A 23,003-nucleotide genomic window follows, 5' to 3' on the forward strand; every position below is an offset into this window, starting at 1 on the left:
GGCGTACGGCGCACCGCTGTGGTCGGGCGAGTGGGGATGGTTCGGGGACCCCGACGAATTCCGCTCCCGGTTCGACCGTTTCCTGGAACGGCAGAACACCGACGTGCTGGGTTCGGCGATCTGGGTGTGGAAGAAGGCCTGCGGTGATCCGCAGAACGACCCCGCGGCCACCACCTCGGGCGGCGGCGTGGTGTTGTACACCTGCCCCGACGGCAAGCCGCTGCCGAGCCCCGCCTTCGAGACCACGGCGCTGTCCCAGGCCTACCCGCGCAGCGCCCCCGGTCGCCTGAACTCCCTGCGCTCCTCCGTCACCACGCGGGACCTGCGGCTGTCGGGCTCCGGGGCGGGCACCCTGGACGTGTGGGTCCCCGGCCCCAGCCGCCCGGAGGTCACGGGGAGCGGCCTCACCGGCAACCGGCTGACGGAACAGCCCGGCGGCTGGCGGTTCACCGCGCACACCTCCGGTCAGTACACCCTCCACGTGGCGTAGTGGTCGCCGTCGGCCGGCCCACCTCGGGGGTGGGCCGGCCGACGGAACCAGGCAACGTGTGTTCGTCGCGCCTGCGGTCCAAGCCGACGCGGACGATGGTCCCGACCGGGCTGTCGACGTCGATACGGCGATCGTGCCCGCCCACCGGCACACGGACGCTGCCCGTCAGGCCGTGCGTGGAGCCGTGCCCACCGACCTCGGGTCCTGGCGCCCAGCGTTGATCGCGCCGCCGTCCACGCCTCTTGACCGAGTCAACTCGCCAGGACGCCGGCCCTCGGCCGAAGGCCCTGACCCCCTCGATGCGGACTATGGGCACGAATGTCGAAGGTCGATGACGGGGGACTGTCGACGTCGACCAACCGGGCCTGAGCCTCGGCCGATCGTCCATTGAGGTCCAGCTTCGGACGCTGCTGTTCGCGCCTGTCGGTGTCAGCTCAGCCGCTGATGTCAGCCGCCGCACGGCCGGCTCGCATGAGTGGGGGGCACTTCGGGCTCTCGGCCACCAGATGGCGTGGTTCCTGAATGGGGGTTACTCCGTGCTCTAGGGCCAGTGCGGAGTCCGGATCACGGGGGTGGTCGGTAGCCGTCGGCATGCCCAACCTCTTGTCAGACACCGCTGTTACGTTGACGGGAGGATCTCGCTCGACCTGTGAAGAGGGCTTATGTATGACGATCGGCTCGCCGAGTTTTCCCGCGAGCGGCTGGACGGCCGTCCAATACCCGACGATCTGCGCGTGCTGCTGGTGGCGCAGTGGGAAGGCCGCACCGACTTCACCCGCCTTCTCGACCTCGACTTCTTCGAGGCGGGAGAGGTCCACCCGCTCCTGGACACCAGCTATCTGAGCGAAAAGGAAATCGCGGACCCGGAGATGCAGGCCGTCAATGCCGGAGCCGCGGAGATGGCCAAGTACGTCAAGCTCGTGGCGAAGGGCGGAAAGGGGTGGATCGGCTACTGGCTGCACCCCGACGAACCCGCGGATCGTGCCTGGCGCCTCGTAGAGCTGGACACCGAGTTCACCTTCTGGGGCCCGGTCGGCCTCACCCTGGCCGAGGGGTCCGCCGCGGAGCAGGCAAGCTACCAGGACGAGCCCGACGAGCGAATCGCGTTCACACGACTGGCCGCCGAACTCGCCGAGCTTGGCCTACCGCTAAGCACCCAGGACTACGACGCCCTCGATGACACTGAGTACACGGTGAATCCGGAGGAACTCATGGAGGAGCTGATCGATGCCGAACGCGAGAAGCGCGGTCTTCGCTGAGCGGGAGACACCAGCGCTCCGGGTGCTGCAACGGTAGGTGGTTGCCATATTGGCCGCCGCTGGTCACCAGATATCTCGTTCGTCGGTCGAGTAGGCGATGCGAAGACATGGCCTACTAGTGGCCACGACACCGGGCCGGGGGCGCGGACGTCCGACCGGCCCAGGCATCCGCACCCCGGCGAGCACGGCGAAAAGCTGAGGGTTGTGGGCGGCCTGTCCGGGGGTGACCACGAACGGCAGCGGACGGCAGCGTCGGTCGACCGACAGGTGAACCTTGCAGGTCAGACCGCCGCGGGAGCGGCCCAGGGCTGCCGCCTTCAACCGCGTCCGACATCGGCGCCGCTGCTGGCGGCGCTCCTCGCGCTCCGGATCCGGCTCGGCTTCCTCGGCCGGGGTCACCGCCTCGCCGGCGGCCTGCCGCTTGCGCCGCTCGCGTTCTACCAGTTCGAGCGCAGTCGCCGGAGCCGATCACCTGTCCCACGATCACGACTCCGCACAGGCCCAGCAGGATGTGAGCGGTTCGTACTGCCCGGTAGTCTCGCTCTGTCCATATGGCAACGACGGGGGGCGTCCGCGAGATGGCGAAGCCAGTACGTGCGGCACTGGGTGAGATCTGGATCACTTGCCAGTTCTGCGAGGGGGACCTGTTCCGGGTGCGGGATGTCCTGCTGAACAGCTCCGGCATGGAGTTCTTCAAGTTGGCGTGGGCCGACGAGAACGCCACAGGCCTTATCTGCTGGCGGTGCGGCTACGTCCACCTCTTCGTCAACAAGGACATCAAGGTCTACCGAGTTCGCAAATAGCGGAGCTCACCCGGCGAAACGCGTCATGGGGCGGGAACCCCTCGACCCTTTCGACGCGAACCATGGGCACGGCGGTCACTGAGGTCTGGCCGGCAAGGTCGGACGGACATGCAGGACTGCTGGCGGTGGACTCCGGTCGCGCATGGAAGGCGGGGCTTCGGGTTTGCTGATCACTGTCCCTCGGTGTGGGCATCTTCGTGAGCGGCCGGTTCAGGGCGTGGGGGCTGCGTCGACTGGCCGTGGCCTGCACGAGGTCTTGAAACCGCCGTGGCTGCGATGTCGCCGTGGGCGAACGCCGTCGCCTCTGGACCTCGCGTTGGAAGGTGCCCTCTGCGTGTTCCGGACAGCGTTCGACGGCCGGCTGACTCCGCGGATCAACGGTTGCCGTGACACATCCCGCTCCAAGAGGTCAGTCGGCAGGCTCGTCGGGCAGTGTCAGGTTGGCCCCTGAGGCCGGGTCGAAGACGTGCATCTTGGCGGTGTCCACCCAGAGTTCGGCCCGACTGCCCTCGCGCACCTGCGTGGAGGCGTTGAGGCGGGTGACGATCTGGTGCCCGCCCGCGCCGGTGTCGGTCACCCCCGAGTCGGCGGCGAGCTCGGCGAGTTCGGAGGTGGCGGTGGGCTGCCACTCGTCCTCGGTGAAGTAGGCGTAGACATCGGATCCCAGGGATTCGACCACGTCGATGTCCACGCTGAAGGTCGTACCCGATCCGACCCTGCCCCGGTCGACCAGGGCGGCGTCCTCGAACGCCTCCGGGCGCAGCCCCACGATCAGGTCTCGGGGGGCGTTGTGCCGCTCGAGGGTGCGGCGCACTCGGTCGCTGAGGTCGAGGTCGCCCACCGACGTCCGCAGGCGGTTGTCCTCCACCGTGGCGTGCAGGAAGTTCATCGCGGGCGAACCGATGAACCCGGCGACGAAGAGGTTCTTCGGCTCCTCGTAGAGGCGTTGCGGGGTCCCGATCTGTTGCACCAATCCGCTGCGCATCACCACCACCCGGTCGCCCAGTGTCATGGCTTCGGTCTGGTCGTGGGTGACGTAGACCGTGGTGCTGCCAAGGCGTTGCTGGAGGCGGGAGATCTGGGTGCGCATCTGGACCCGTAGCTTGGCGTCCAGGTTGGAGAGCGGCTCGTCCATCAAGAACGCCTTCGGGTCGCGCACGATGGCCCGGCCCATTGCCACCCGTTGGCGCTGACCGCCGGAGAGATTGGCGGGCTTGCGGTCCAGATGTTCCGTCAGGTCGAGGATGCGGGCGGCCTCTTCGACCTTTTCGCGGATGGTCGCCTTGTCCACCTTGGCCAGCCGGAGCGCGAAACCCATGTTGTCGCGCACGCTCATGTGCGGGTACAGGGCATAGCTCTGGAAGACCATGGCGATGTCACGGTCCTTGGGGGTCTTGTCGTTGACGACCTGTCCGTCGATCAGGAGGGTGCCCTCGGTGATGTCCTCCAGCCCGGCGATCATGTTGAGGGTGGTGGACTTACCGCAGCCGGAGGGACCGACGAGGATGACGAACTCGCCGTCCCCGACACTGAGGTTGACGTCCTTCACCGCCACCGCACCATCGGGGTAGCGCTTGGTGATGCCTTCGAGAACGATCTCTGCCACGGTCGGTCCTTCTTGTCCTGACGAACGGCTGCCGCCGGTCAGCCCTTGACGGCTCCGGAGGTGAGCCCGGCCACGATGCGCCGCTGGAAGAGCAGCACGAAGATGATGATGGGGATGGTGATCACCACGGCGGCGGCGGCGATCGAACCGGTGGGCTGGGCGAACTGACTGCTCCCGGTGAAGAAGGCGAGGGCCGCCGGCACGGTCCGGGCCGCCGAGGTCGAGGTCAGCGAGATCGCGAAGAGGAAGTCGTTCCAGCAGAAGATGAACACCAGGATCGCGGTGGTGAACACGCCCGGCGCCGCGAGCGGAGCGATCACCAGCCGGAACGCCTGCGCCGGGGTGGCACCGTCCACCTTGGCCGCCTTCTCCAAGTCCCAGGGAATTTCCCGGAAGAAGGCCGACAGGGTGTAGATGGCGAGCGGGAGGGAGAAGGTCATGTACGGGATGATCAAACCGATCCACGTGTCGAAGATGCCGATGATCCGCTCGATGTTGAACAGCGGCGAGACCAGCGAGATGGGCGGGAACATGGCGATCAGCAGCGACATGCCGATCAGCAGGGTCTTGCCGGGGAAACGGAGCCGGGCGACGGCATAGGCCGCCATGGTGCCCAGTACCACCGCGATCACCGTGGAGATCAGGGCGATGCCGATGGAGTTGATCAGCGCGCGGGTGAACTCGGATGTCTGGAAGATCCCGCGGTAGTTCTCCCACGTCCACTTGGTCGGGATGAAGCTGCCGTCGGTGAGGGTGCTGGGGTCCTTGAAGGACAGGGCGACGATCCACCAGACCGGGAACAGCGCGTAGACGATCACGAGGATGTTGACCAGGGCCCACCCCGACATGCGTCGTCGTCCGGCGGCGGACATCAGCGTCCCCCTTCCTGAGAGCCGGGGGCGGCTGCCCCGAAGAGTTTGACGAAGGCGAAGGCGATCACTGCCACGCACAGGAAGATGAGGACGGAGATGGCTGAGCCGATGCCGAGGTTGAGCGCGGTGAAGAGGTTGTCGTAGCCCAGGATGGACACCGAGCCGGTGTTGTGTGAGCCGGACGTGAGGATGTAGATGTTGTCGAAGATCCGGAAGGCGTCCAGGGTCCGGAAGAGCAGGGCGACCAGGATGGCCGGCTTCATGAGCGGGACAGTCACCAGGAAGAAGCGCTGCCAGGCTCCGGCGCCGTCCACCTGGGCCGCACGCAGCGTCTCCTCCGGCACCAGGGCGAGGCCGGCGAGCAGCAGCAGGGCCATGAAGGGCGTGGTCTTCCACACCTCGGCCAGGATGATCAGACCGATGGCCGGCCACTGCTCGGTGAGGGGAGCGGAACCGGAGGGCAGGAGATCGGCCAGGTAGCCGGTTTCCGGGGTCCAGGCGTACTGCCAGGAGTAGGCGGCGACCACGGTGACGATGCCGTACGGGATCAGGATGGCGGTGCGAACCGTCCCGCGGCCGAAGATGGTGCGGTGCATCACCAGCGCCAGGGCGAATCCGAGGACGAGTTCCACGACCACGGAGACCACGGTGATGAACACCGTCACCCACAGAGCCTGCCACCAGAAGTCCGAGGACAGCACGGCGCCGTAGTTGCTGAAGCCGACGAACCGCGCTTGTGCCGGGAAGCGCAGGTCATATCTCTGGAGCGAGAGGTAGATCGCGTAGACGATGGGGTAGGCGGTGACGGCGAGCATGACGACCACGGCAGGTGCGCACAACAACCAGCCCAACCGGCGCTCCTGCCGGGCTCCTTCGGACAGAGCGCGGCCGTCTTTGGGCGCCGGTGCGTCCTGAGAGGTGGTCGGAGCCGACGGGGTCACGGGATCAGCCCCTTCGAGTTGAGGGCGTCCTTGATCTGGCCGCTGATCTTCTGCACGTCCGGTCTCGGTTCGATTCCGTTCGGCGGCGACAGGGTGTGCGAGATCGCGATGGACACGTTCTGGTAGGCGGGGGTCTTGGGCCGGATGCTGGCGTTCTCCAGGGCCGCCAGAACGGTTGAGGCGAACGGGTAGTTCTTGACGAGAGCGGGGTCCGAGTAGAGCGGGCGGAGCGTGGGCGGTAGCCCGCCCTCCAGCGCCGCGGTCAACTGGTTCTTTCGGTTCCGCAGGCACAGCGCCGCATCGAAGGCGAACCCGGAGTGACGGGTGTAGGCGCCGATGGCCAGGTCGATGCCGCCGATGGTGGGCTTTGCCGGCCGCCCCTTTTCGACCCCCGGGTAGGGCGCCCATCGGAACTGCTTGAAGAGCGAGGGGTTGTTCGCCTTCATCGAGGGATACACGAAGGGGTAGTTGATCTCGAAAGCCGCGCTGCCGGACTCCATGGCCAGCCGGTTCTGGTCCTCCATCTGATTGGACAGGGACGGGTCGGCTGCGGGGGACGTGGCCAGGGCCTTCATGATGGAGGCCGCGCGAACGGCGGGTGGGCCCAGCTTGGGAGCCGTCGCGGTCGCGTTCAGGATGGAGCCGCCGGCGCTCTCCACCAGCGTGTTGAACCAGACCGTGAGTCCTTCGTACTGCGCGCCCTGGATCTCCACGTAATGCGGCTTGCCCTGCTTCGCCAGACGGGCGGCCATCAGGAGCATCTCGGCCCAGGTCTCGGGCGGCGTGGGGACCAGGTCCTTGCGATACCAGAGCAGTTGGGTGTTCGTGTTGTACGGGACGGCGTACAACCGGCCCTTCCACGTGGCCGTCTGCAGCGGGACCTCCAGGGTGTCCCGGGTGGCCGCGGCGCGGTTCTGCCCGGTCCACGGCAGGATCCATTTGGCTTCCGCGAACTCGGCGGGCCAGGTGACGTCCAGCCCGATGATGTCGACCGTGTCGTCCTTGGCGGCCAGTCGGCGAACCAGTTGCTGGCGCTGCCCGTCCGCTGTACGAGGCAGTTTGTTGTAACTGATCCTGTAGCGCCCACCGGACAGCTTGGAACAGGCACTGGCGGCACTGGCCAACGCACCGGAATCATCGGGAAAGTTGTACCAGTTGAGCGTCACCGGCCCGCCCCCTCCGCCACCGCAGCCGACCAGCAGAGCTGCCGACAGACACAGAGCGAGCAGAACCCGCAGGAGGCCACGGATGCCGGGCAAAGGCGCCACCCTCACACTCCTTCCGGACCAGTACGGGAAATCCGGACGAAGCAGAGGAAAGCCCGGACGCGCGACAGGCTAGGCCCGCGCCCGGCTTCACCCTGCACGCCTCACCGATCAGTCATCCGAACGGCCGCACAGAACACGGCACACGCCGCAGAGACGCCCTCTGTTCGCGGAACCATCCTGCGGGCGTGAAGAGGTCGGGCGGGTTCGCCGGACGAACCGGTGTCGGCCTCCGCCGCGCCCGACACCGCCGAGGCCACCGCGCCCAGGACGGGAAGGCAGGCCGGAGGGAGTAGGCCGGCCGGTGCCCAGGGGCGTCGAGTCCGGCGTGGAGAGCGAGGGCGCGGCCCGCCGAGGCGCCGATCGGCATCGCCCACAGGCCGCGAGCCGATGGCCGCTGGTCACCCGCACCAGCACGTCCAGCGGGCGGGACAGTACGAGTACGCCACCAACGTCGGCTTCGCGGCGCAGAAGCTCTGCGTCAGACGGTGGTCTTTGACGCCTGCTGTGATGGCGTACGGTGGGGGACAACGACGCGGGGTGGAGCAGCTCGGTAGCTCGCTGGGCTCATAACCCAGAGGTCGCAGGTTCAAATCCTGTCCCCGCTACTTGCGTGAAGAGGGCCCGGATCCATTCGATCCGGGCCCTCTCGCTTTCCCGGACGATCCCACGTCCGGCTCCTGCCTGGCACGAGGCCCGGCCGACGCGGCGGGAGATATTGACTGGGACGTCTCGGTGGACTCCACGATCGTACGTACGAACCATTACGCCGCCGGCGCCCGAACTGACCCGCCACCCGCGCCAAAGGGGGACCAGAAAGGCACACCACCGCCCCCCCAAGGGGCATGCAGAACTGGTGAGTTGTGACGGACTCCGGTGAACTCCCAGCTCTTCTCGGCTGAACGCCCAGCCTTCCTCGGCTTCGCTACTCGTCGATCGCCGCGCCGAACCGCCCGTGGGACACCGGCGCCCCGAGGCTCGGCCCGTTGTAGGTCCACGAACCCTTGGCGATCAACCCCGACGACGAGGCGGGAACGACCCACACGATGCCGTCGCCGGTGTTCTCACCCGGTGCCGCCGCCAGCAGGCCGAACAGGCCGTCCTTGTCGGCGTCGATCAGCCGCACCTGACCGCCCCATTGGTCTGAGGCCTCCGCCGCGCCGGGAATGCCGGCGGAGTTCTGGTCGAAGCTGCGCGCTCCGGTCGCCGTCAGCCCGCCCGGTGCGCCGCGCAGCGTCCAGACCGCACCGGCGTCGGACACGGAGCCCACGTCCTCGCCGGGCGCGCCGATGGCGAGGTCCGGGCGGCCGTCGCCGTCGGTGTCACCGGATGACAGCTCGGCGCCCCACCGGTCGCCTGCCTCGGCTGTGCCGGGGACGCCGGGGGAGTCCTGCGTCCACGTCTGCGCCGGGGTCGGGCCGAGGCCGGAGAGGTCGCCCCGGCCCAGGTAGACGGAGACCGATCCACCGACGGGCGAGCCGACGCCGGTGTCGCCGATGGCCAGGTCGTCCTGGCCATCGTGGTTGAAGTCGCTGGAGACGACCGCGGGACCGCCTTCGAACGCGCCGCTGTCCCCCAGTTCCTCGACGCTGGGCGCGCCGTGCAGCACCTGGGTGGCGCCGATGCCCGGCTGGTCGCCGGTGGTCACACCGGAGATCGCCAGGTCGGCCCATGAGTCCTCGTTGTAGTTGCCGTGGCTGAGGCTCCGGAAGGCGAACCCGGTCGCCTTTGGGCTCATGTCCCGAGCCCGGACTCCCGTGTCCACCGCCTTCAGTTGCCGGGCCGGCGCCTCCGGCGCGGCGGTGAAGAACAGCAGCGTGTCGTTCTCCAGGAGGGCGATGCTGTCGCGCAGGTTGGCGTCCGGGGCTGCCGGGTCCGGGGCGAAGTACCGGGCCGCTTCGATGCCCAGACCGAAGTTCGAGCCGGCCCGCAGCTGGTCGGGGTCCTGCAGCCAGGTGCTGTCGCTGCCGTGCAGCCCGGTCGGCGAGCCCCAGAAGACGATGGCACCGCCAGCGTCGGACAGTCCGGACAGGTCTTCGCCGGGGATGCCGACGATCGCGTCGTCGTAACCGTCGTTGTCCAGGTCACCCGAGGCCACGGCGCTGCCGAAGCCGTCGCCGGCCTCGGCCGCGCCCGGGACGCCGGAGGTGTTCTGGTGAAGGACGCTCTTCTTGGTGGTGCTGAGACCACTTGACGAGCTGTACTGCACGGTGACGTAGCCGGCGGCCTTGGTGCCGCTCACCGTGGCGGCCGGTGCGCCGATCAGTACGTCGTCGAACCCGTTGCCGTCGTAGTCGCAGTTGTGCTGCTGCCAGCCGATGGACGGAAAGGGCACAGAGGCCTGCGCCGCGGGGGCCGCGACGAACGTGCCGCCACCGAGGCTGAGGAGTGCGGCGGCCGTCAGAGCCGCGCTTCTTATGTGACGCACTGGAGAGATCCTCCTTCGTTTCTGGATTGGTCTACGGGGTCCTGTTCGGCCGCGGCGTCTCGTGCGCGGGGCGCCGAAGGTGCGCGGGTGCGTGGGTCGGTTTCCCGGCCGACGGCGAGGCACAGTTCAGGGGCGGAGGCGGGGCGGAGGCAGGGGCAGGCAGCGGGCAGAGGCGTGCCAACTGCTCGGTGAGGGCCCACGACGCCACCGCGCCCGTCGCAAAGCTGGATGGAGTCACGCGTGGCCTCCCCCCGTTGGACAGTGCGGAGAGGGCAACGCCCCCTTGCATCCACTCAGAAGACATCTCAAGTTCGTACGGGGTTGTATTCGGCGCGGCGGAGAGTCGTCGGATTCAGGGGCCGCCGACGTGGACGGCGCCCGGTGGACGCGACATGGTCTGCATGATGTTCGGCTCTTGCGGCATGCATGAAAGCGCAAAAAATTGCGTAACTTTAGGTCCGCATGGACACCACGGGCCAACTGGTCGGCGTCTACCTGCCCGCAGGTGACTACGAGACCTCGAGCAAGTTCCAGGTCTACGGCAAGGCGGTCAAGGTGGTCGGAGCCGGGCCTTGGTTCACCCGCTTCCACGCCCCCGCTTCTCAGGAGAACACCGACGTCGGCTTCCGGGCCGAGGCGAGCGCCAAGGGTTCGACGTTCGCGGGGTTCACCTACCTCGGCAACTACACGTCCCGGATCGACGGACCGGGCAAGGTGTTCGACTTCTCCAACGTCTCCGACATCACCATCGACAACATCTGGGTCGAGCACATGGTGTGTCTCTACTGGGGCGCCAACACCGACAGCATGACCATCAAGAACGCCCGCATCCGTGACACCTTCGCCGACGGCATCAACATGACGAACGGCTCCACGGACAACCATGTCGTCAACAACGACGCCCGTGCCACCGGAGACGACAGCTTCGCCCTCTTCTCGGCGATCGACGCCGGCGGCGCCGACGAGAAGAACAACCTCTACGAGAACCTGACATCGACGCTCACCTGGCGAGCGGCCGGGATCGCCGTCTACGGCGGCTACAACAACACCTTCCGCAACCTCCGCGTCGCCGACACCCTCGTCTACTCCGGCGTCACCATCTCCTCACTGGACTTCGGCTACCCGATGAACGGCTTCGGGACCGAGCCCACGACGATCGAGAACGTGTCCCTGGAGCGGACGGGCGGACACTTCTGGGGCTCGCAGGTCTTCCCCGCCATCTGGGCGTTCTCCGCCTCCAAGGTCTTCCAGGGCATCAGGGTGAACGACGTCGACATTGACGGGTCCACCTACGGAGGCGTCATGTTCCAGACCAACTACTCCGGTGGCCAACCCCAGTTCCCGGTGAAGGACACGATCTTCACCGACATCTCCATCACGAACTCCAAGAAGAGCGGAGACGCCTTCGACGCCAAGTCGGGATTCGGCATCTGGGCCAACGAGTTGCCGGAGCCCGGTCAGGGTCCTGCTGTCGGCGAAGCCACCTTCCGCAACTTGCGGATGAGCGGCAACGCCGAGGACATCCGCAATACGACCAGTACCTTCAAGATCAATATCGAGTAGGAGGAACGCGAACCGCCGTCGCCCGTCCCGGAGGTACCCCGGGACGGGCGACGGCGGTGATCGGTGTTTCCTGCGGCGCTACTTCGTGAGCGGCGAGAGCTTGGGGTCGTTGGCGTAGGCCTGGGCCGCGTTCTCCTTCGTCACGATGACGGGCGGGAGGAGGTAGGACGGGACGACCTTGGCGCCGTTGTCGTACGACTTGGTGTCGTTGATCGTCGGCTTGCTGCCCTTCTGCAGGGACTTGACCATGTTGATGGTCTCGGCGACGAGCTTGCGGGTGTCCTTGTTGATGGTCGAGTACTGCTCACCGGCCATGATCGACTTGACCGACTCGACCTCGGAGTCCTGGCCGGTGACGACCGGGATCGGCTTGCCGGCGCCCTTCACCGAAGTGAGGATCGCGCGGGCCAGGGTGTCGTTCGGGGACAGGACACCGTCGAGGGTCTTCTTGCCGCCGTAGGCGGAGGTCAGCAGCGAGTCCATGCGCTGCTGGGCGTTCTCGGCCTTCCAGCCCTGGGTCGCGGTCTGCTTGATGTCGGTCTGCTTGGAGCCGACAACGATGTCTCCCTTGTCGATGAGAGGCTTGAGTACCTCCATCGCTCCGTCGAAGAACACCTTCGAGTTGTTGTCGTCCGGCGAGCCGGAGAACAGTTCGATCGTCCACGGGCCCTTGGGCTTCTTGGCCTTCATGCCGTCGATGAGGGCCTGGCCCTGGAGCTGGCCGACCTTGAAGTTGTCGTAGGCGATGTAGTAGTCGACGTCCTTGGTGTTGGTGATCAGACGGTCGTAGGCGATGACGGTGGCGCCGGCCTGCTTGGCCTGCGAGACCTGAGTGGAGAGCTGCGAGGCGTCGGTCGCGCCGATCACGATGACCTTCGCGCCCTTGGTGACCATGGAGGAGATCTGCGCCTGCTGGTCGGCGACGGTGGTCGAGGCGCCCGCGTACTGGACGTCGCCCTTGAACCCCGCCTCCTTCAGACCGTTGGTGAACAGGTCGCCGGCGAGCACCCAGTTCTCCGAGGTCTTGGCCGGCAGGGCGACGCCGATCAGGGCGTCCTTCGCGAAGCCCTTGCCGTCGGCGCCGGCGGTGGAACCCTCACGGTGGTTGGAGCAGGCCGTACCCAGGGTGAGCAGGGCAGCTGCGCCGACGGCGGCGATGCTTCTGATGGTGAGTGAGCGCATGGTGGAGTCGAACCCTTCGTGTGGTGCTGGTTGCCGGAGTTGTGCTGCGTCGTCGAGCGCGGCGGTGGCGGTGGTGTGGGACACCGCCGGACCGTGTGCCCATGACCGGTCGTTCCGGGGTGGGGACCGGGCACCCGGTTGTCAGGAGACCGGATGCCCGGTCGTCGGGGGAGGGGGAGCGATTAAGGCCGGAGGGGTCCGGCCGCCGGAGGCTGCGGGCGTCAGCCCGCGACCTTGGCCTTGTCGGCGTCGGAGGCCGGGGACGGCGGCGATTTCGGCGTGGTCGGGTCGTCGTCCCGGCGGAACGGACGCATCAGTGCCCCGAGGAGCGAGAAGCGTCCCTGGCTCTTGTTGTAGACGTCGAACGCGACGGCGAGGAGCAGGACGAGTCCCTTGATGATCTGGACCATGTCCGAGCCGACACCCTCCAGCTGGAGGCCGTTGTTGAGCAGGGCCATCACCAGACCACCGACGATCGAGCCGCTGACGGTGCCGAGGCCGCCGGAGACCGCCGCGCCGCCGATGAACACTGCCGCGATGGCGTCCAGTTCCCAGCTCAGACCGTCCTGGGGGCCGGAGGCCGCGGACCGTGCCACGAAGATCATGCCTGCCAGCGCGGCCAGCACCGACATGTTCATCATGACGAAGAAGTTGACCCGCTTGAGCTTCACGCCCGACAGTTCGGCCGCTCGCGCGTTGCCGCCGACGGCGTAGATGTGCCGGCCGCCGATGGTGTTGCGCGTGTAGTACGAGTACGCGAGGACCAGGACGATCAGGATGATGCCGGAGATCGGCAGGCTGGTGCCGATCCGGCCGCCCGCGAAGCGGAGCGTCGCGAAGATGATGACACCGACCATGACGGCCAGCCGGATGCCCATGACCCACAGCGGCGCCACGTCGGCGTTCATCTCACGGCGGGTCTGGCGCGCCTTCCACTCACGCCACACCACGCCCGCGCAGGCGGCCAGCCCGAGCAGCAGCGTCAGGTTGTTGTAACCGGTGTCCGGACCCGCCTCGGGAAGGAAGCCGGCGCCGATCTGGCGGAAGCCCTGGGGCACCGGAACCGTGTCGGCGTTGCCGATGTACTGGTTGCCGCCGCGGAACAGCAGCATCCCGGCGAGGGTCACGATGAAGGCCGGTATGCCGATGTAGGCGACCCAGAAGCCCTGCCACGCGCCGATCGCCGCGCCGACGAGCAGGCCGAGCAGAATGCCGAGCGGCCAGGGGAGCGAGTACTCCTGCATCGTCTTGGCGACGACGATGCCGGTGAACGCGGCGACGGAGCCGACCGACAGGTCGATGTGCCCGGCGACGATCACCATCAGCATCCCGATGGCCAGGATCAGGATGTACGAGTACTGGCTGACGACCGCGATGAGGTTGCCGGAGGTGAGCGTCAGTCCGCCGGTCCAGATCTGGAACAGCAGGACGATTGCCACCAGGGTGGAGATCATGCCGAACTGGCGGGCGTTGGAGGTCGTACCTCCGAAGAGGTTCTTCTGCAGGTCTGTTATACGGCTCATGGAGTCGGGCTCTTCTTGGTAGCGGTCATCTGCTTCATCAGGAGTTCCGGGTCGGCGTCGTCACGCGCCACATCGCCGGTGATGGTGCCCTCGAACACCGTGTAGATGCGGTCGCACAGGCCGATCAGCTCGGGCAGCTCGGAGGAGATGACGACGACCCCCTTGCCCTGGGCGACGAGCCGCTGGATGATCCCGTAGATCTCGAACTTGGCGCCCACGTCGATGCCGCGGGTCGGCTCGTCGAGGATCAGCAGGTCGGGGTCGGTGAACATCCACTTCGCCAGCACGACCTTCTGCTGGTTGCCGCCCGAGAGCTTGACGACACCCTCGTCGACGCCGGGGGTCTTGATCCTCAGGCTCTGGCGGTACTCCTCGGCGACCTGGTGCTCGCGCACCGGGTCGATGACGCTGCGCCGGGCGATCTTCGACAGCTTGGCGGCCACCATCGAGGTCTTGATGTCGTCCAGCAAATTCAGGCCGATCGACTTGCGGTCCTCGCTGACGTAGGCAAGCCCGTGGCGGATGGCGTCCGCCACCGTCTTCAGCTGGACCTCCTTGCCGTCCTTGAAGGTGCGCCCGGACAGCCAGGTGCCGTAGGAGCGGCCGAAGAGGCTCATCGCGAGTTCGGTGCGGCCGGCGCCCATGAGGCCCGCGAAGCCCACGATCTCGCCGCGGCGGACGTGGAACGTCGAGCCCTTGCACACCAGCCGTTCGTCCGAACTCGGGTGCCGCACCGTCCAGTCGCGGACCTCGAAGAAGACCTCGCCGATGTCGGGCGTACGGTCGGGGAAGCGGCTGTCGAGCGCCCGGCCGACCATGCCCCGCACGATGCGGTCCTCGTTGACCCCGTCGGCCTGTACGTCGAGGCTCTCGATGGTGCGGCCGTCGCGCAGGATCGTGATGGTGTCGGCGATCGCCGCGATCTCGTTCAGCTTGTGCGAGATGATGATCGAGGTGATACCCCGCTCGCGGAATCCGCGCAGCAGGTTGAGCAGGTGCTGGGAGTCGTCCTCGTTCAGGGCCGCGGTCGGCTCGTCGAGGATCAGCAGCTTCACGTCCTTCGCGAAGGCTTTGGCGATCTCTACGAGCTGCTGCTTGCCGACGCCGATGTCCTTGATCAGGGTGTCGGGGTCCTCACGGAGCCCGACCTGTTCCATCAGCTCCAGGGCCCGGCGCTGGGCCGTCTTCCAGTCGATCGAGCCGCGTCGCCGCGGCTCGTTGCCGAGGAAGAGGTTCTCGGTGATCGACATGCCCGGCACCAGGGCCAGCTCCTGGTGGATGATCACGATGCCGGCCTGTTCGCTGGCCCGGATGTCGTGGAACCGGACCTGCTCACCCCGGTAGACGATGTCGCCGGTGTAGCTGCCGTGCGGGTGGACGCCGCTCAGCACCTTCATGAGCGTGGACTTGCCGGCGCCGTTCTCGCCGCAGATCGCGTGGATCTCGCCTTCCCGCACGACGAGGTCGACGTCGGCGAGCGCGGTGACGCCGGGGAAGGTCTTGGTGATCGACCGCATCTCCAGCAGGGTCGAGGCGGTGGCGTTCACGAGCGGTGCTCCCCACCGCCGGGAACGCGCCGAGGCGTCTTCGGGCCGAGCCGCCCGCGGCATTCCATGGACATCAACTTGCCTCCGGTGGCACAGGTCCGTGCCCTCGCGTCCGGGATGTTTCATCTGCGGCCGGACACTAAATCCATTTGTTTTACTAAGTCAATGGGCCGGGGAAGATATGTTGGCTGGGCATCGAGAGAGGACCGTGCGTGCGGCAGTCAGGAACGAACCTTCCCAAGGTCGGGCGATACAACCGGGCAGTTGTCCTGGACCAGATCCAGCTCGCCGACGGCATCAGCCGTGTCGAGATCGCCCAGTACACCGGTCTGACCCCGCAGACCGTCTCGGGCATCGTGCGCCGGCTCATCGAGGAAGGCATCATCCGGGAGGACGGCGAGAGCAAGGGAGCAACCGGAGGCAAACCCCGCACCACCCTGAGGGTGAACGCCGACGCGGGCTGCGCCGTCGGCCTCCACTTCGACCCGGTGGAGCTGAGCTGCACCGTGGTCGACCTGCTCGGCCGGCCCCTGGTCGTCAAGAAGCGCCCGGCTCGCCGCGTCACCGATCCGGCCGAGGTCGTGAAGGACATGGCCGAACTGGTCGCCGACGTGCTGGCCGAGACGGGGGTCGACCGCGACAAGGTCCTGGGGATCGGTCTCGCCACTCCCGGGCCGATCGACATCGAACACGGCGTGATCGTCGGCGCCCCGCAACTCGCCAACTGGACCCGGGTGCCGGTCCAGCACATGCTCAGCGAGACGACCGGCCTCCCGGTGACCCTCGACAACGACGCCACCGCCGCCGCGATCGGCGAGCGCTGGTCGGGAGCCGGCAGGGGAGTGGCGGACTTCGCCTACTTCTTCTTCGGCACCGGTATCGGCGGCGGTCTCATCCTCAACCACCAGGTGTACCGCGGTGGTTCACGCAACGCGGGCGAGTTCGGCCACTCCTCGGTGCTGCCCGACGGTCCGGAGTGCTACTGCGGCAACCGGGGCTGCCTGGAACGGCTCGTCAACCCCACGGCGATCGTCGCCGAGGTGCACCGCAGACTCGCGGCAGGATCGCACCCGGACAGTGCGCTGGCGCGGGCGTTCGCCGAGGACCCCGATGCGATCGACCACGCCGCCATCCGGGTGGCCGCGGCTGCCGGGGACCCGGTCGCCGCGGCGGTCATCGACGAGACCGCGGAGTACGTGGCCTCGGTCGCGGTCGACATCGCGAACTTCATCGACGTCGACCTGATCATTCTCGGCGGGCACGGCATCCAGCACGTCGAGTCCCGCTACGTCGCGGTCGTCGCCGCCGCACTGAAGAGCCGCCCACTGTCCCGTCACATCCGGGTCGTGCAGGTCGAGGCGTCCCCGCTCGGCACGGACGCGGCGGTGGTGGGCAGCGCGGCGCTCGTCCTGCATGCTACGTATTCCCCGCAGTTGTCGGCCCTGGTCGGGACGGCGGTGACGCCCGGCGGTCAACCATGACCGACGTCCATTGTCCCGAACACGACGCCCTCACCCGGCACGTCCGCTCCTTCGCGGTCATGCTCACCGAGCGTCGGGGCGAACGCGTGCCGCGACACGGGCGGAAGCTATCCGCCCCGCCGCGCGGACGCAGGCGTCCCGCCGCGCCCCGGGCACGGCCCGAACGTCGCCACGGTTCTCCGCCGTCACGGCGCCTGCCTCTCCAGCAGGTACGGCATCGACGTCAGCGGCGTCTGGGATCGAGGCCCGCCGCCCCGTCACGCGCGAGGCCGGGTGCCTCGGTCGGCGTTTCGGACCGACCGAGGCACCCGGCGGGTTGAGCGGTGGAGCGATTCATCAGCAGATCGGCAGGAGAACCGTGGATCAGTTGTGGACCAGCCGTGGATCAGCCGCGTGGCAGGACCAGCGACTGCACGTCCGGCAGGCCCCGCCAGTCGTTCGACGCGACCGTGGCATGCGCCTTGGCCAGCAGCGCGACCCGCGCCGACGCGTCGGCCGACGACGGGCTGACGTCGTCGAGGGCCGGTGACACATTCTCCGAGTCCGTCATGAACAGCAGGTAGTGGTTGATGTCGTACCAACTCGTGTCGATGCCGCTGTTGATGTATGTGGCCGCGTCACCGTCGAACGCCACGAACCAGGGCCGCAGCGTCGTGTCGGAGTAGCGGGTGCGCGGGTCACCCGAAGCGGCGTTGTGCACAGAGGGGAAGATATTCGCCTGCGCGGTGGTGCCCGCGGTGTGCAGGTTGCGCAGGTAGGTCGCGTACTCCCTGTCCGTCCACAGGGTGTCGGTCGGGTTGTTCTCCTCGACCGTGCCGGGGATGATCTCCAGCATCACCTTGCCCGCCAACTGCGCCCGGGTCGGCCAGTTGCCGGCCTTGGCCGCGTCGTCCAGGGTGGCGTACTGGCCACCGCCGGGCTTGTTCAGCAGGTCGTTCGGCTTGTAGACCAGGCTGCCCAGGTGCGCGGTGATCGACTGGTCCAGCTTGGCCGGGCTCATCCCGAAGTTGGCCTGGAAGCCGGCCTTCATCTCCAGCTTGATGATCAGGGGCCCGTGGCCGGGGTGCGCGCCGAGCCACACCCGGACGTCGTCCAGGCAGCTCTCCAGGTCCTTGTTGGTGCTGCCGGTGTACAGGTCGGCGGCCGAGGAGGCGTTGACGCAGTTGTTGCCGTTGCTGGTGAGGCTGGCGTGGCTGACCTTCCACTCCTGGGTGAAGAAGTCGTCCCAGACGTCCAGTTCGATCATCGAGGTACCGGTGTCGAGGCCCTGCGCGAGGTAGGTGAACGCGCTGGGGTCGTAGGTGTTGTGGATTCCGGACGTGGTGGTGCCGGACACCTGCAGCGAGTTCGTGTCGACGGCGGAGGCGGTGGCGCCTCCGGCTACGGCGGTGCCGAACGCCAGGGACAGACTCAGCAGGCCGAGCAGCGCGGTACGCGGTGCCGCGAGCGGGCGGAGGGAAAATCTACGGCGGCTCATCGAACCGGTCACGGTTCCTCCATCGTGGGGGTGACTCTCCGTCTGGACGGTGACGGCTATGCATGAATCGACGGAGACATGACACGTAACGCGATCTAGAATCCTGCTGTCAGCTACGATTCCGGCCGATCTTTCCGGCCCCATCTGCAGGCCCCTGAGCTCTCGTTTTCTTATCCGCGTGGCCAGTTGGCAGCAGACGCCACCGGCGAAGATGCGAACAAGTGCGGCTGAACAGGGGAGTTCGGCAGGGGGTCGGAAAACGTGGCGACGCCGCGGCCGGCCTCCGCGCACCGAGCGGAGGGAACCAGGCGTGACCGGAACCGATCCTCCCGGCACCGGGCAGACAGGTGCTCCAGGATGCGTGCCTCCCCAATACCCGGCGGATGTGTACGCAGGCCGACTTGCACTTCTCCCGGCGCGCGGAGCTTGCCTCGCCACCATCCTGCTCTGGCCAACTGGGCCGCTCGAATGGCCAACTGAGTGTCAGTCACATGTCACCCGTGACTGACGTTTGGTTGGTCGATCAGCGCTTCAGCCAGTCAACTGAGCTTGTGTCGGCTGTTCCTGACTTGGCGTCCGGCGATGCGAATGAGGTCCAGCGCTCGTGTTCAGACGTCGGTGGAGGGAGAACTGACTGTCGGACCGGGCGGCCACAGTCCTTGATCACCTGGTCGCGATCCGTATCGGGTGGGCGCGGTCCCACATCGAGCAGCGGCGCGCCCGCCGGTGCTTCCTCGCAGTCCGCCGCGCGCCGGGACCGGGTCGGGCCGAGCCCGTTGCGCAGCTTCGCGAGCCACCACCCCGAGGGCCGGGAACGGTGTTCGGTCACGTCGTCGGCGGCTGGCGTCACGGCCCCACACCAAGTGGATGTCTTTGAACGTTTCCTCGGGTCGCTCCTTCGTGATCATTAGGCTGCTGTCATGGCTGAGGGCGAGAGTGCGGCAGTTGTTGAGGCTGATGTCGATGACGTGGGCTGGTCCAACACCCGTGTATGGACGGAGCGGAGCCTCCGTCCGGGAGACCGGATTCGCACTGTGGCAACGCTGCGAGGGGGCTGGACGTCACAGATGCGCCGCCTCGACATCGAAGGGGAGGGTGAGCCGTACTCCCTCGTGCTTCGGTCGTTCGTCAAGCCGTTCTTCGTGAGGCACGCGTTGGGACTGCTCACGCGGGAAGCGGACATCCTCCGGCTGCTCGCGGACACAAGCGTGCCGGCCGCTCGCCTTCACGGTGTTGATGCGGCAGCCGAGCACTGCGATCATCCGTCGCTGCTGATGTCGTTGCTGCCGGGGAGCCTCCGGCTGGACGCGGACGACATCGAGCGGAAGACAGAACTCCTTGCCCGGCAACTGGTGGCGATTCACGGGTTGCTGGTTCCAGAAGGAGCCAGACCGCGTGTCTATGAGGCGTGGACCGGTCCAGAGCGGGTGCGGCTTCCCGAGAGCTCGAAACAGCCGGAAGTGTGGCAGCGCGCCGTGGAGGTGATTCGCCGTCCGCCCCCGGCCTACCGGCCGTGCTTCCTGCACCGTGACTTCCACCCCGGGAACGTGCTCTTCTCGGGAGAAGGAGCAGACCTGGCGATCACGGGTGTCGTGGACTGGGTGGAGACGTCCTGGGGACCCGCTGACCTGGACGTGGCCCACTGCTCCACTGCGCTTGCTCTGCTGCACGGAGTGGGCGTCGGCATGCGGTTGGCGGACCACTACATCGCGGCCGGTGGAACGCTCAGCCATGACCTGGGTGACCACCTGTACTGGCGTGTGCTGGACACGCTGGCCTTTGCGCCGGACGCGCAGAAGGTCGCCGAGTCCTGGCGGGAAATCGGGAGGGAAGATCTGACATCGGCCGTTCTCGCCCAGCGCTTGGAGGACTACCTCCAAGCCCTCTTCAACCAGTACGGCTAGGACTTGACTCGTCGAGGCTCGTCCGGCAGCGGCCGGGTCCCGGGTGTACTGGGCGATGAGCGACAGGATGTCGAAGATGCTGACCGGCACCTCCACGCCCGCCTGGCGCGGAGCATGACCGGCGGGGAGCTGACGTCGGGTGAGCCGATGGACTTGGAGGTCGCTCCCAGCAACATCAACAACGTCTGTCTGAAGCTCAAGCGGCTCGCCGAGCGGGGGATCCTGGCCGGGACCGAGCAGGGGCTGTTCACCCTGCCACGGTCGTAGCTCCTCCGGCGGCCCGCAACCAGCCTGCTCAGCCCAACCGAAAGGCCAAACCGGGCGTCACCTCAGGTGCTGCCCTCCGGGGGCGCTCGGTCGCGCCGATGAGCGGACACGTCGTTCTGCCGGCCCGCCGAGAAAATCCGTTGCGAGTGACCCGCATCGGATGTCTGATTGGTCGCCTACCGATCAGGGGAGGGAACGTGCGGACGTCGCTGCCCACCCCCTCGTTGCACACTGCTCGCCTTCGACTGCGTGCCTTCGAAGACGCGGATGCGAACGACCTCTTCGCACTGCACAGCAGCGCCTACGTGCTGCGCTACTGGGACGCGCCGCCGTGGACCGAACGCGTGCGCGCCGAGAAGTTCATCACGGCCTGCCGGCAGATGGCACAGCAGGGCACCGGGATGCGGCTGGCCGTAGATCGTGCCTCCGACGGGGCGTTCATCGGCTGGTGCAGCCTGAACAGGTGGAATCCGGACTACCGCAGCGCGTCGCTTGGCTACTGCTTCGACGATGCAGCGTGGGGCCACGGCTACGCGACCGAGGCCGCGCGCGCTCTGCTGCGGTGGGCATTCGACACGCTGGACCTAAATCGCGTCCAAGCGGAGACCGATACGCGCAACGTGGCTTCGGCCCGCGTGCTGGAGAAGCTCGGCTTCGTGCGTGAAGGGACGTTGCGGGAAGACTGCGTCGTCAACGGCGAGGTCTCTGACTCGTGGGTCTACGGGCTGATCAGGCGGGAGTGGCAGCCGTCGTCCGAGCCGGTTCCCGCCCACTGAGTTCCGTCGCTCGGTACCCGGTATCCGCTAACCCCAAGCAACTTGATCAATGCGCCTCATTCGCACACATCGGCGAACCAGGCAGATAGTTACGTAGCGTCCACTCAGATCGATTCGCCGGGGCTCAGGTACCGGTAACCGTGGTCGGTCTCCTGGGCGAGCCAGCCGTTGACGCTCGCGAGGCCGCGGTCGTTGATCTGGGCGTCGTGGATCGCGAACGCCCGCTGTGGCGCGATCGCGTTGACGAAGTCGATGGCCTCCGTTGTCTTCAACCACGAGCCTTGCGCCGGGACCAGGAGCGTCTCGATCGGCTGCTCGGGCACGTGCAGCGAGTCGCCGGGATGGTAGACGGTCTCGTCGACGATGTAGCCGAGGTTCGCGCAGTCCGGCCGGCCGCCGTGGATGAACGCGTGACGGCCGCCGACCGCCCTAACGCGGAAGCCGGCCGCGGTGAACGTCTCGCCGGAGGACATCCCGGTCACCTCCAGCCGGGGGATGCTCGCATCTGCCGGGGCATAGACCGGGACGCCGAGCCCGGCCAGGCGCAGGACGTCGATATGGTCGGCGTGTTCATGGGTCACCAGCACGGCGTCCGCACCGCTCAGGGAGGCCGGCTCGCTCCACGTCCCGGGATCGATCACGAGCACGCGGCCCTCGTGCTCGAGCCGTACGCACGCGTGGGTGTATTTCGTGATCCGCATGACCTCCGAAGCTACCTGAACTACACGGATCGCTCATCGTTTTGCGGGCGAGATCGCGACGTGTCACCGTGTCGAGGACCGGGATGATCGTGTCCTTGCCCCACTGGTAGCCCTAGCCGATTTTCCGACTGCGCTTGGGCGAGGATCTCGCTGCACATCTCGACGCACTCGGAGCAGATCCATACGTCGGGCCCAGCGACCAGTCGGCGCTCTTCGCTGCGGGCATGCTCGCAAAAGGAGCAGCGATTCAGCTGTTTCTTGCCGGGCCGGCCGCGGCGCGAACGGCGGCCGAAGGGCGTACGGGGGGTGTTGATGTAACAGTGCAGCAGGCGCTTGATGTCGGCGACGTCCACGCCGAGGTCGTTGAGGACGCGGCGGGCGCGGGAGCCGGGATTGGTGGCGATGACCGCGAGCAGTTGCGGTGTGGTGACGGCGACCGGGGCGCAGGTCGGGGTGCGTTCGGTGGCCAGCTGCTCGGCGCCGGCCAGCGCGGCCTGGGCCTCGGCGGAGAACACCGGCCGGCCCTCGTGCGCGGGTTCGGCGGGGTAGTCGAAGAGGCGGTGGCTGGCGTCGCGGATCTCGTCGCGGCTGACGCCGATCTGCTCGAGGGTGGCGGCCGCCACCCCGTCGGTGGGCAGGCCCAGCAGGATGTGTTCGGTGCCCGCCTCGGCGAGTTGGTCGGCCTCGGCGGCGGCCAGTGCGGCGGCCAGTCCGGCCTCCAGATCGCGGCCTCGGATCAGTCCGACGGTCGGGGGTGTCTGGGCGACGCGGAGGCCGCCCCGGGTGCGGGGCGGTTCGGGCCGGAGTCCGGCCTGCTCGTAGAAGCGGATGGTCTTGGTCGGCAGCCCGGCGGCGGCCCGTTCTCCCGTGCGCATGTGTCCGAGGCTCCGCCTTGCCCTTCCAGTGCACTTGAAGGTC

The 23,003-nt window shown here is 67.5% G+C and carries 18 protein-coding genes, 1 tRNA gene and 2 pseudogenes; 9 read left to right on the forward strand and 12 right to left on the reverse strand.

Annotated elements, in window-relative coordinates:
• Nucleotides 1-103 precede the first annotated feature (103 nt).
• Both ACZ4N5_RS36900 and ACZ4N5_RS36905 read left to right on the forward strand, forming a co-directional pair.
• A complete protein-coding gene (locus tag ACZ4N5_RS36900; protein ID WP_467761397.1) occupies nucleotides 104-490 on the forward strand; it encodes a hypothetical protein in 387 nt (128 codons plus the stop codon).
• Nucleotides 491-1,152: 662 nt separating this feature from the next.
• Entirely contained in the window at nucleotides 1,153-1,749 is a 597-nt protein-coding gene (locus tag ACZ4N5_RS36905) for a hypothetical protein (protein ID WP_467761398.1), read from the forward strand.
• Between the two features lie 111 nt (nucleotides 1,750-1,860).
• Here the strand turns inward: ACZ4N5_RS36905 and ACZ4N5_RS36910 are convergent.
• A pseudogene (locus ACZ4N5_RS36910) lies at nucleotides 1,861-2,109 on the reverse strand (IS5-like element ISAs34 family transposase); the annotation flags it as partial.
• A 218-nt stretch (nucleotides 2,110-2,327) separates the two neighbouring features.
• Here ACZ4N5_RS36910 and ACZ4N5_RS36915 point away from each other — a divergent pair.
• Nucleotides 2,328-2,552, forward strand: coding sequence for a hypothetical protein (locus tag ACZ4N5_RS36915; RefSeq protein ID WP_467761399.1), 225 nt, complete (start codon nucleotides 2,328-2,330; stop codon nucleotides 2,550-2,552).
• A gap of 409 nt (nucleotides 2,553-2,961) precedes the next feature.
• On the opposite strand, the gene ACZ4N5_RS36920 is transcribed toward ACZ4N5_RS36915, so the two are convergent.
• The 4 genes from ACZ4N5_RS36920 to ACZ4N5_RS36935 are packed head-to-tail and all read right to left on the reverse strand — an operon-like array spanning nucleotide 2,962 to nucleotide 7,239.
• The gene (locus tag ACZ4N5_RS36920) at nucleotides 2,962-4,158 is read right to left on the reverse strand and encodes an ABC transporter ATP-binding protein (protein WP_467761400.1); all 1,197 of its coding nucleotides are present in this window, start codon (nucleotides 4,156-4,158) and stop codon (nucleotides 2,962-2,964) included.
• A 38-nt stretch (nucleotides 4,159-4,196) separates the two neighbouring features.
• Nucleotides 4,197-5,030, reverse strand: coding sequence for a carbohydrate ABC transporter permease (locus ACZ4N5_RS36925; RefSeq protein ID WP_467761401.1), 834 nt, complete (start codon nucleotides 5,028-5,030; stop codon nucleotides 4,197-4,199).
• Nucleotides 5,030-5,971, reverse strand: a complete 942-nt coding sequence (locus ACZ4N5_RS36930) for a carbohydrate ABC transporter permease (protein ID WP_467761402.1) — start codon at nucleotides 5,969-5,971, stop codon at nucleotides 5,030-5,032. Before ACZ4N5_RS36930 ends, ACZ4N5_RS36925 begins: the two co-directional genes overlap by 1 nt.
• Complete coding sequence (locus ACZ4N5_RS36935; RefSeq protein ID WP_467761403.1) at nucleotides 5,968-7,239, reverse strand: ABC transporter substrate-binding protein; 1,272 nt, start codon at nucleotides 7,237-7,239, stop codon at nucleotides 5,968-5,970. Before ACZ4N5_RS36935 ends, ACZ4N5_RS36930 begins: the two co-directional genes overlap by 4 nt.
• Before the next feature lie 531 nt (nucleotides 7,240-7,770).
• On the opposite strand from ACZ4N5_RS36935, the gene ACZ4N5_RS36940 reads away from it, so the two are divergent.
• Nucleotides 7,771-7,844, forward strand: a tRNA-Met gene (locus ACZ4N5_RS36940).
• A gap of 317 nt (nucleotides 7,845-8,161) precedes the next feature.
• On the opposite strand, the gene ACZ4N5_RS36945 is transcribed toward ACZ4N5_RS36940, so the two are convergent.
• On the reverse strand, nucleotides 8,162-9,664 hold the full coding sequence (locus ACZ4N5_RS36945; RefSeq protein ID WP_467761404.1) for an esterase: 1,503 nt from the start codon (nucleotides 9,662-9,664) through the stop codon (nucleotides 8,162-8,164).
• Nucleotides 9,665-10,120: 456 nt separating this feature from the next.
• Between ACZ4N5_RS36945 and ACZ4N5_RS36950 the strand changes: the two are divergent.
• Nucleotides 10,121-11,227, forward strand: a pseudogene (locus ACZ4N5_RS36950) (discoidin domain-containing protein); the annotation flags it as partial.
• Nucleotides 11,228-11,305: 78 nt separating this feature from the next.
• Here ACZ4N5_RS36950 and ACZ4N5_RS36955 read toward each other — a convergent pair.
• The 3 genes from ACZ4N5_RS36955 to mmsA all read right to left on the reverse strand — a co-directional run bounded on the left by ACZ4N5_RS36955 (nucleotide 11,306) and on the right by mmsA (nucleotide 15,449).
• On the reverse strand, nucleotides 11,306-12,493 hold the full coding sequence (locus tag ACZ4N5_RS36955) for a substrate-binding domain-containing protein (protein ID WP_467761405.1): 1,188 nt from the start codon (nucleotides 12,491-12,493) through the stop codon (nucleotides 11,306-11,308).
• A 137-nt stretch (nucleotides 12,494-12,630) separates the two neighbouring features.
• Entirely contained in the window at nucleotides 12,631-13,932 is a 1,302-nt protein-coding gene (mmsB, locus tag ACZ4N5_RS36960; RefSeq protein WP_467761406.1) for a multiple monosaccharide ABC transporter permease, read from the reverse strand.
• Nucleotides 13,929-15,449 carry a multiple monosaccharide ABC transporter ATP-binding protein gene (mmsA, locus tag ACZ4N5_RS36965; protein WP_467761422.1) on the reverse strand — a complete coding sequence of 507 codons (1,521 nt, stop codon included), beginning with the start codon at nucleotides 15,447-15,449 and terminating at the stop codon, nucleotides 13,929-13,931. Before mmsA ends, mmsB begins: the two co-directional genes overlap by 4 nt.
• 242 nt (nucleotides 15,450-15,691) lie before the next feature.
• On the opposite strand from mmsA, the gene ACZ4N5_RS36970 reads away from it, so the two are divergent.
• A complete protein-coding gene (locus tag ACZ4N5_RS36970) occupies nucleotides 15,692-16,960 on the forward strand; it encodes an ROK family transcriptional regulator (protein ID WP_467761407.1) in 1,269 nt (422 codons plus the stop codon).
• A gap of 385 nt (nucleotides 16,961-17,345) precedes the next feature.
• Here the strand turns inward: ACZ4N5_RS36970 and ACZ4N5_RS36975 are convergent, their stop codons facing one another.
• Nucleotides 17,346-18,449 carry a phosphatidylinositol-specific phospholipase C domain-containing protein gene (locus tag ACZ4N5_RS36975; protein ID WP_467761408.1) on the reverse strand — a complete coding sequence of 368 codons (1,104 nt, stop codon included), beginning with the start codon at nucleotides 18,447-18,449 and terminating at the stop codon, nucleotides 17,346-17,348.
• A 908-nt stretch (nucleotides 18,450-19,357) separates the two neighbouring features.
• Here ACZ4N5_RS36975 and ACZ4N5_RS36980 point away from each other — a divergent pair.
• From ACZ4N5_RS36980 to ACZ4N5_RS36990, 3 genes are all read left to right on the forward strand, one after another.
• Entirely contained in the window at nucleotides 19,358-20,341 is a 984-nt protein-coding gene (locus ACZ4N5_RS36980; RefSeq protein ID WP_467761409.1) for a phosphotransferase family protein, read from the forward strand.
• 114 nt (nucleotides 20,342-20,455) lie between these two features.
• Complete coding sequence (locus ACZ4N5_RS36985; RefSeq protein WP_467761410.1) at nucleotides 20,456-20,608, forward strand: hypothetical protein; 153 nt, start codon at nucleotides 20,456-20,458, stop codon at nucleotides 20,606-20,608.
• A gap of 146 nt (nucleotides 20,609-20,754) precedes the next feature.
• A complete protein-coding gene (locus tag ACZ4N5_RS36990) occupies nucleotides 20,755-21,384 on the forward strand; it encodes a GNAT family N-acetyltransferase (protein ID WP_467761423.1) in 630 nt (209 codons plus the stop codon).
• Between the two features lie 104 nt (nucleotides 21,385-21,488).
• On the opposite strand, the gene ACZ4N5_RS36995 is transcribed toward ACZ4N5_RS36990, so the two are convergent.
• Nucleotides 21,489-22,085 (reverse strand): MBL fold metallo-hydrolase, encoded by a 597-nt coding sequence (locus ACZ4N5_RS36995; RefSeq protein WP_467761411.1) that lies wholly within the window; start codon nucleotides 22,083-22,085, stop codon nucleotides 21,489-21,491.
• A gap of 20 nt (nucleotides 22,086-22,105) precedes the next feature.
• A complete protein-coding gene (locus tag ACZ4N5_RS37000) occupies nucleotides 22,106-22,960 on the reverse strand; it encodes a ClpX C4-type zinc finger protein (RefSeq protein WP_467761412.1) in 855 nt (284 codons plus the stop codon).
• Between the last annotated feature and the right edge of the window lie 43 nt (nucleotides 22,961-23,003).

The organism is Streptomyces sp. NPDC026500 (assembly GCF_055567635.1).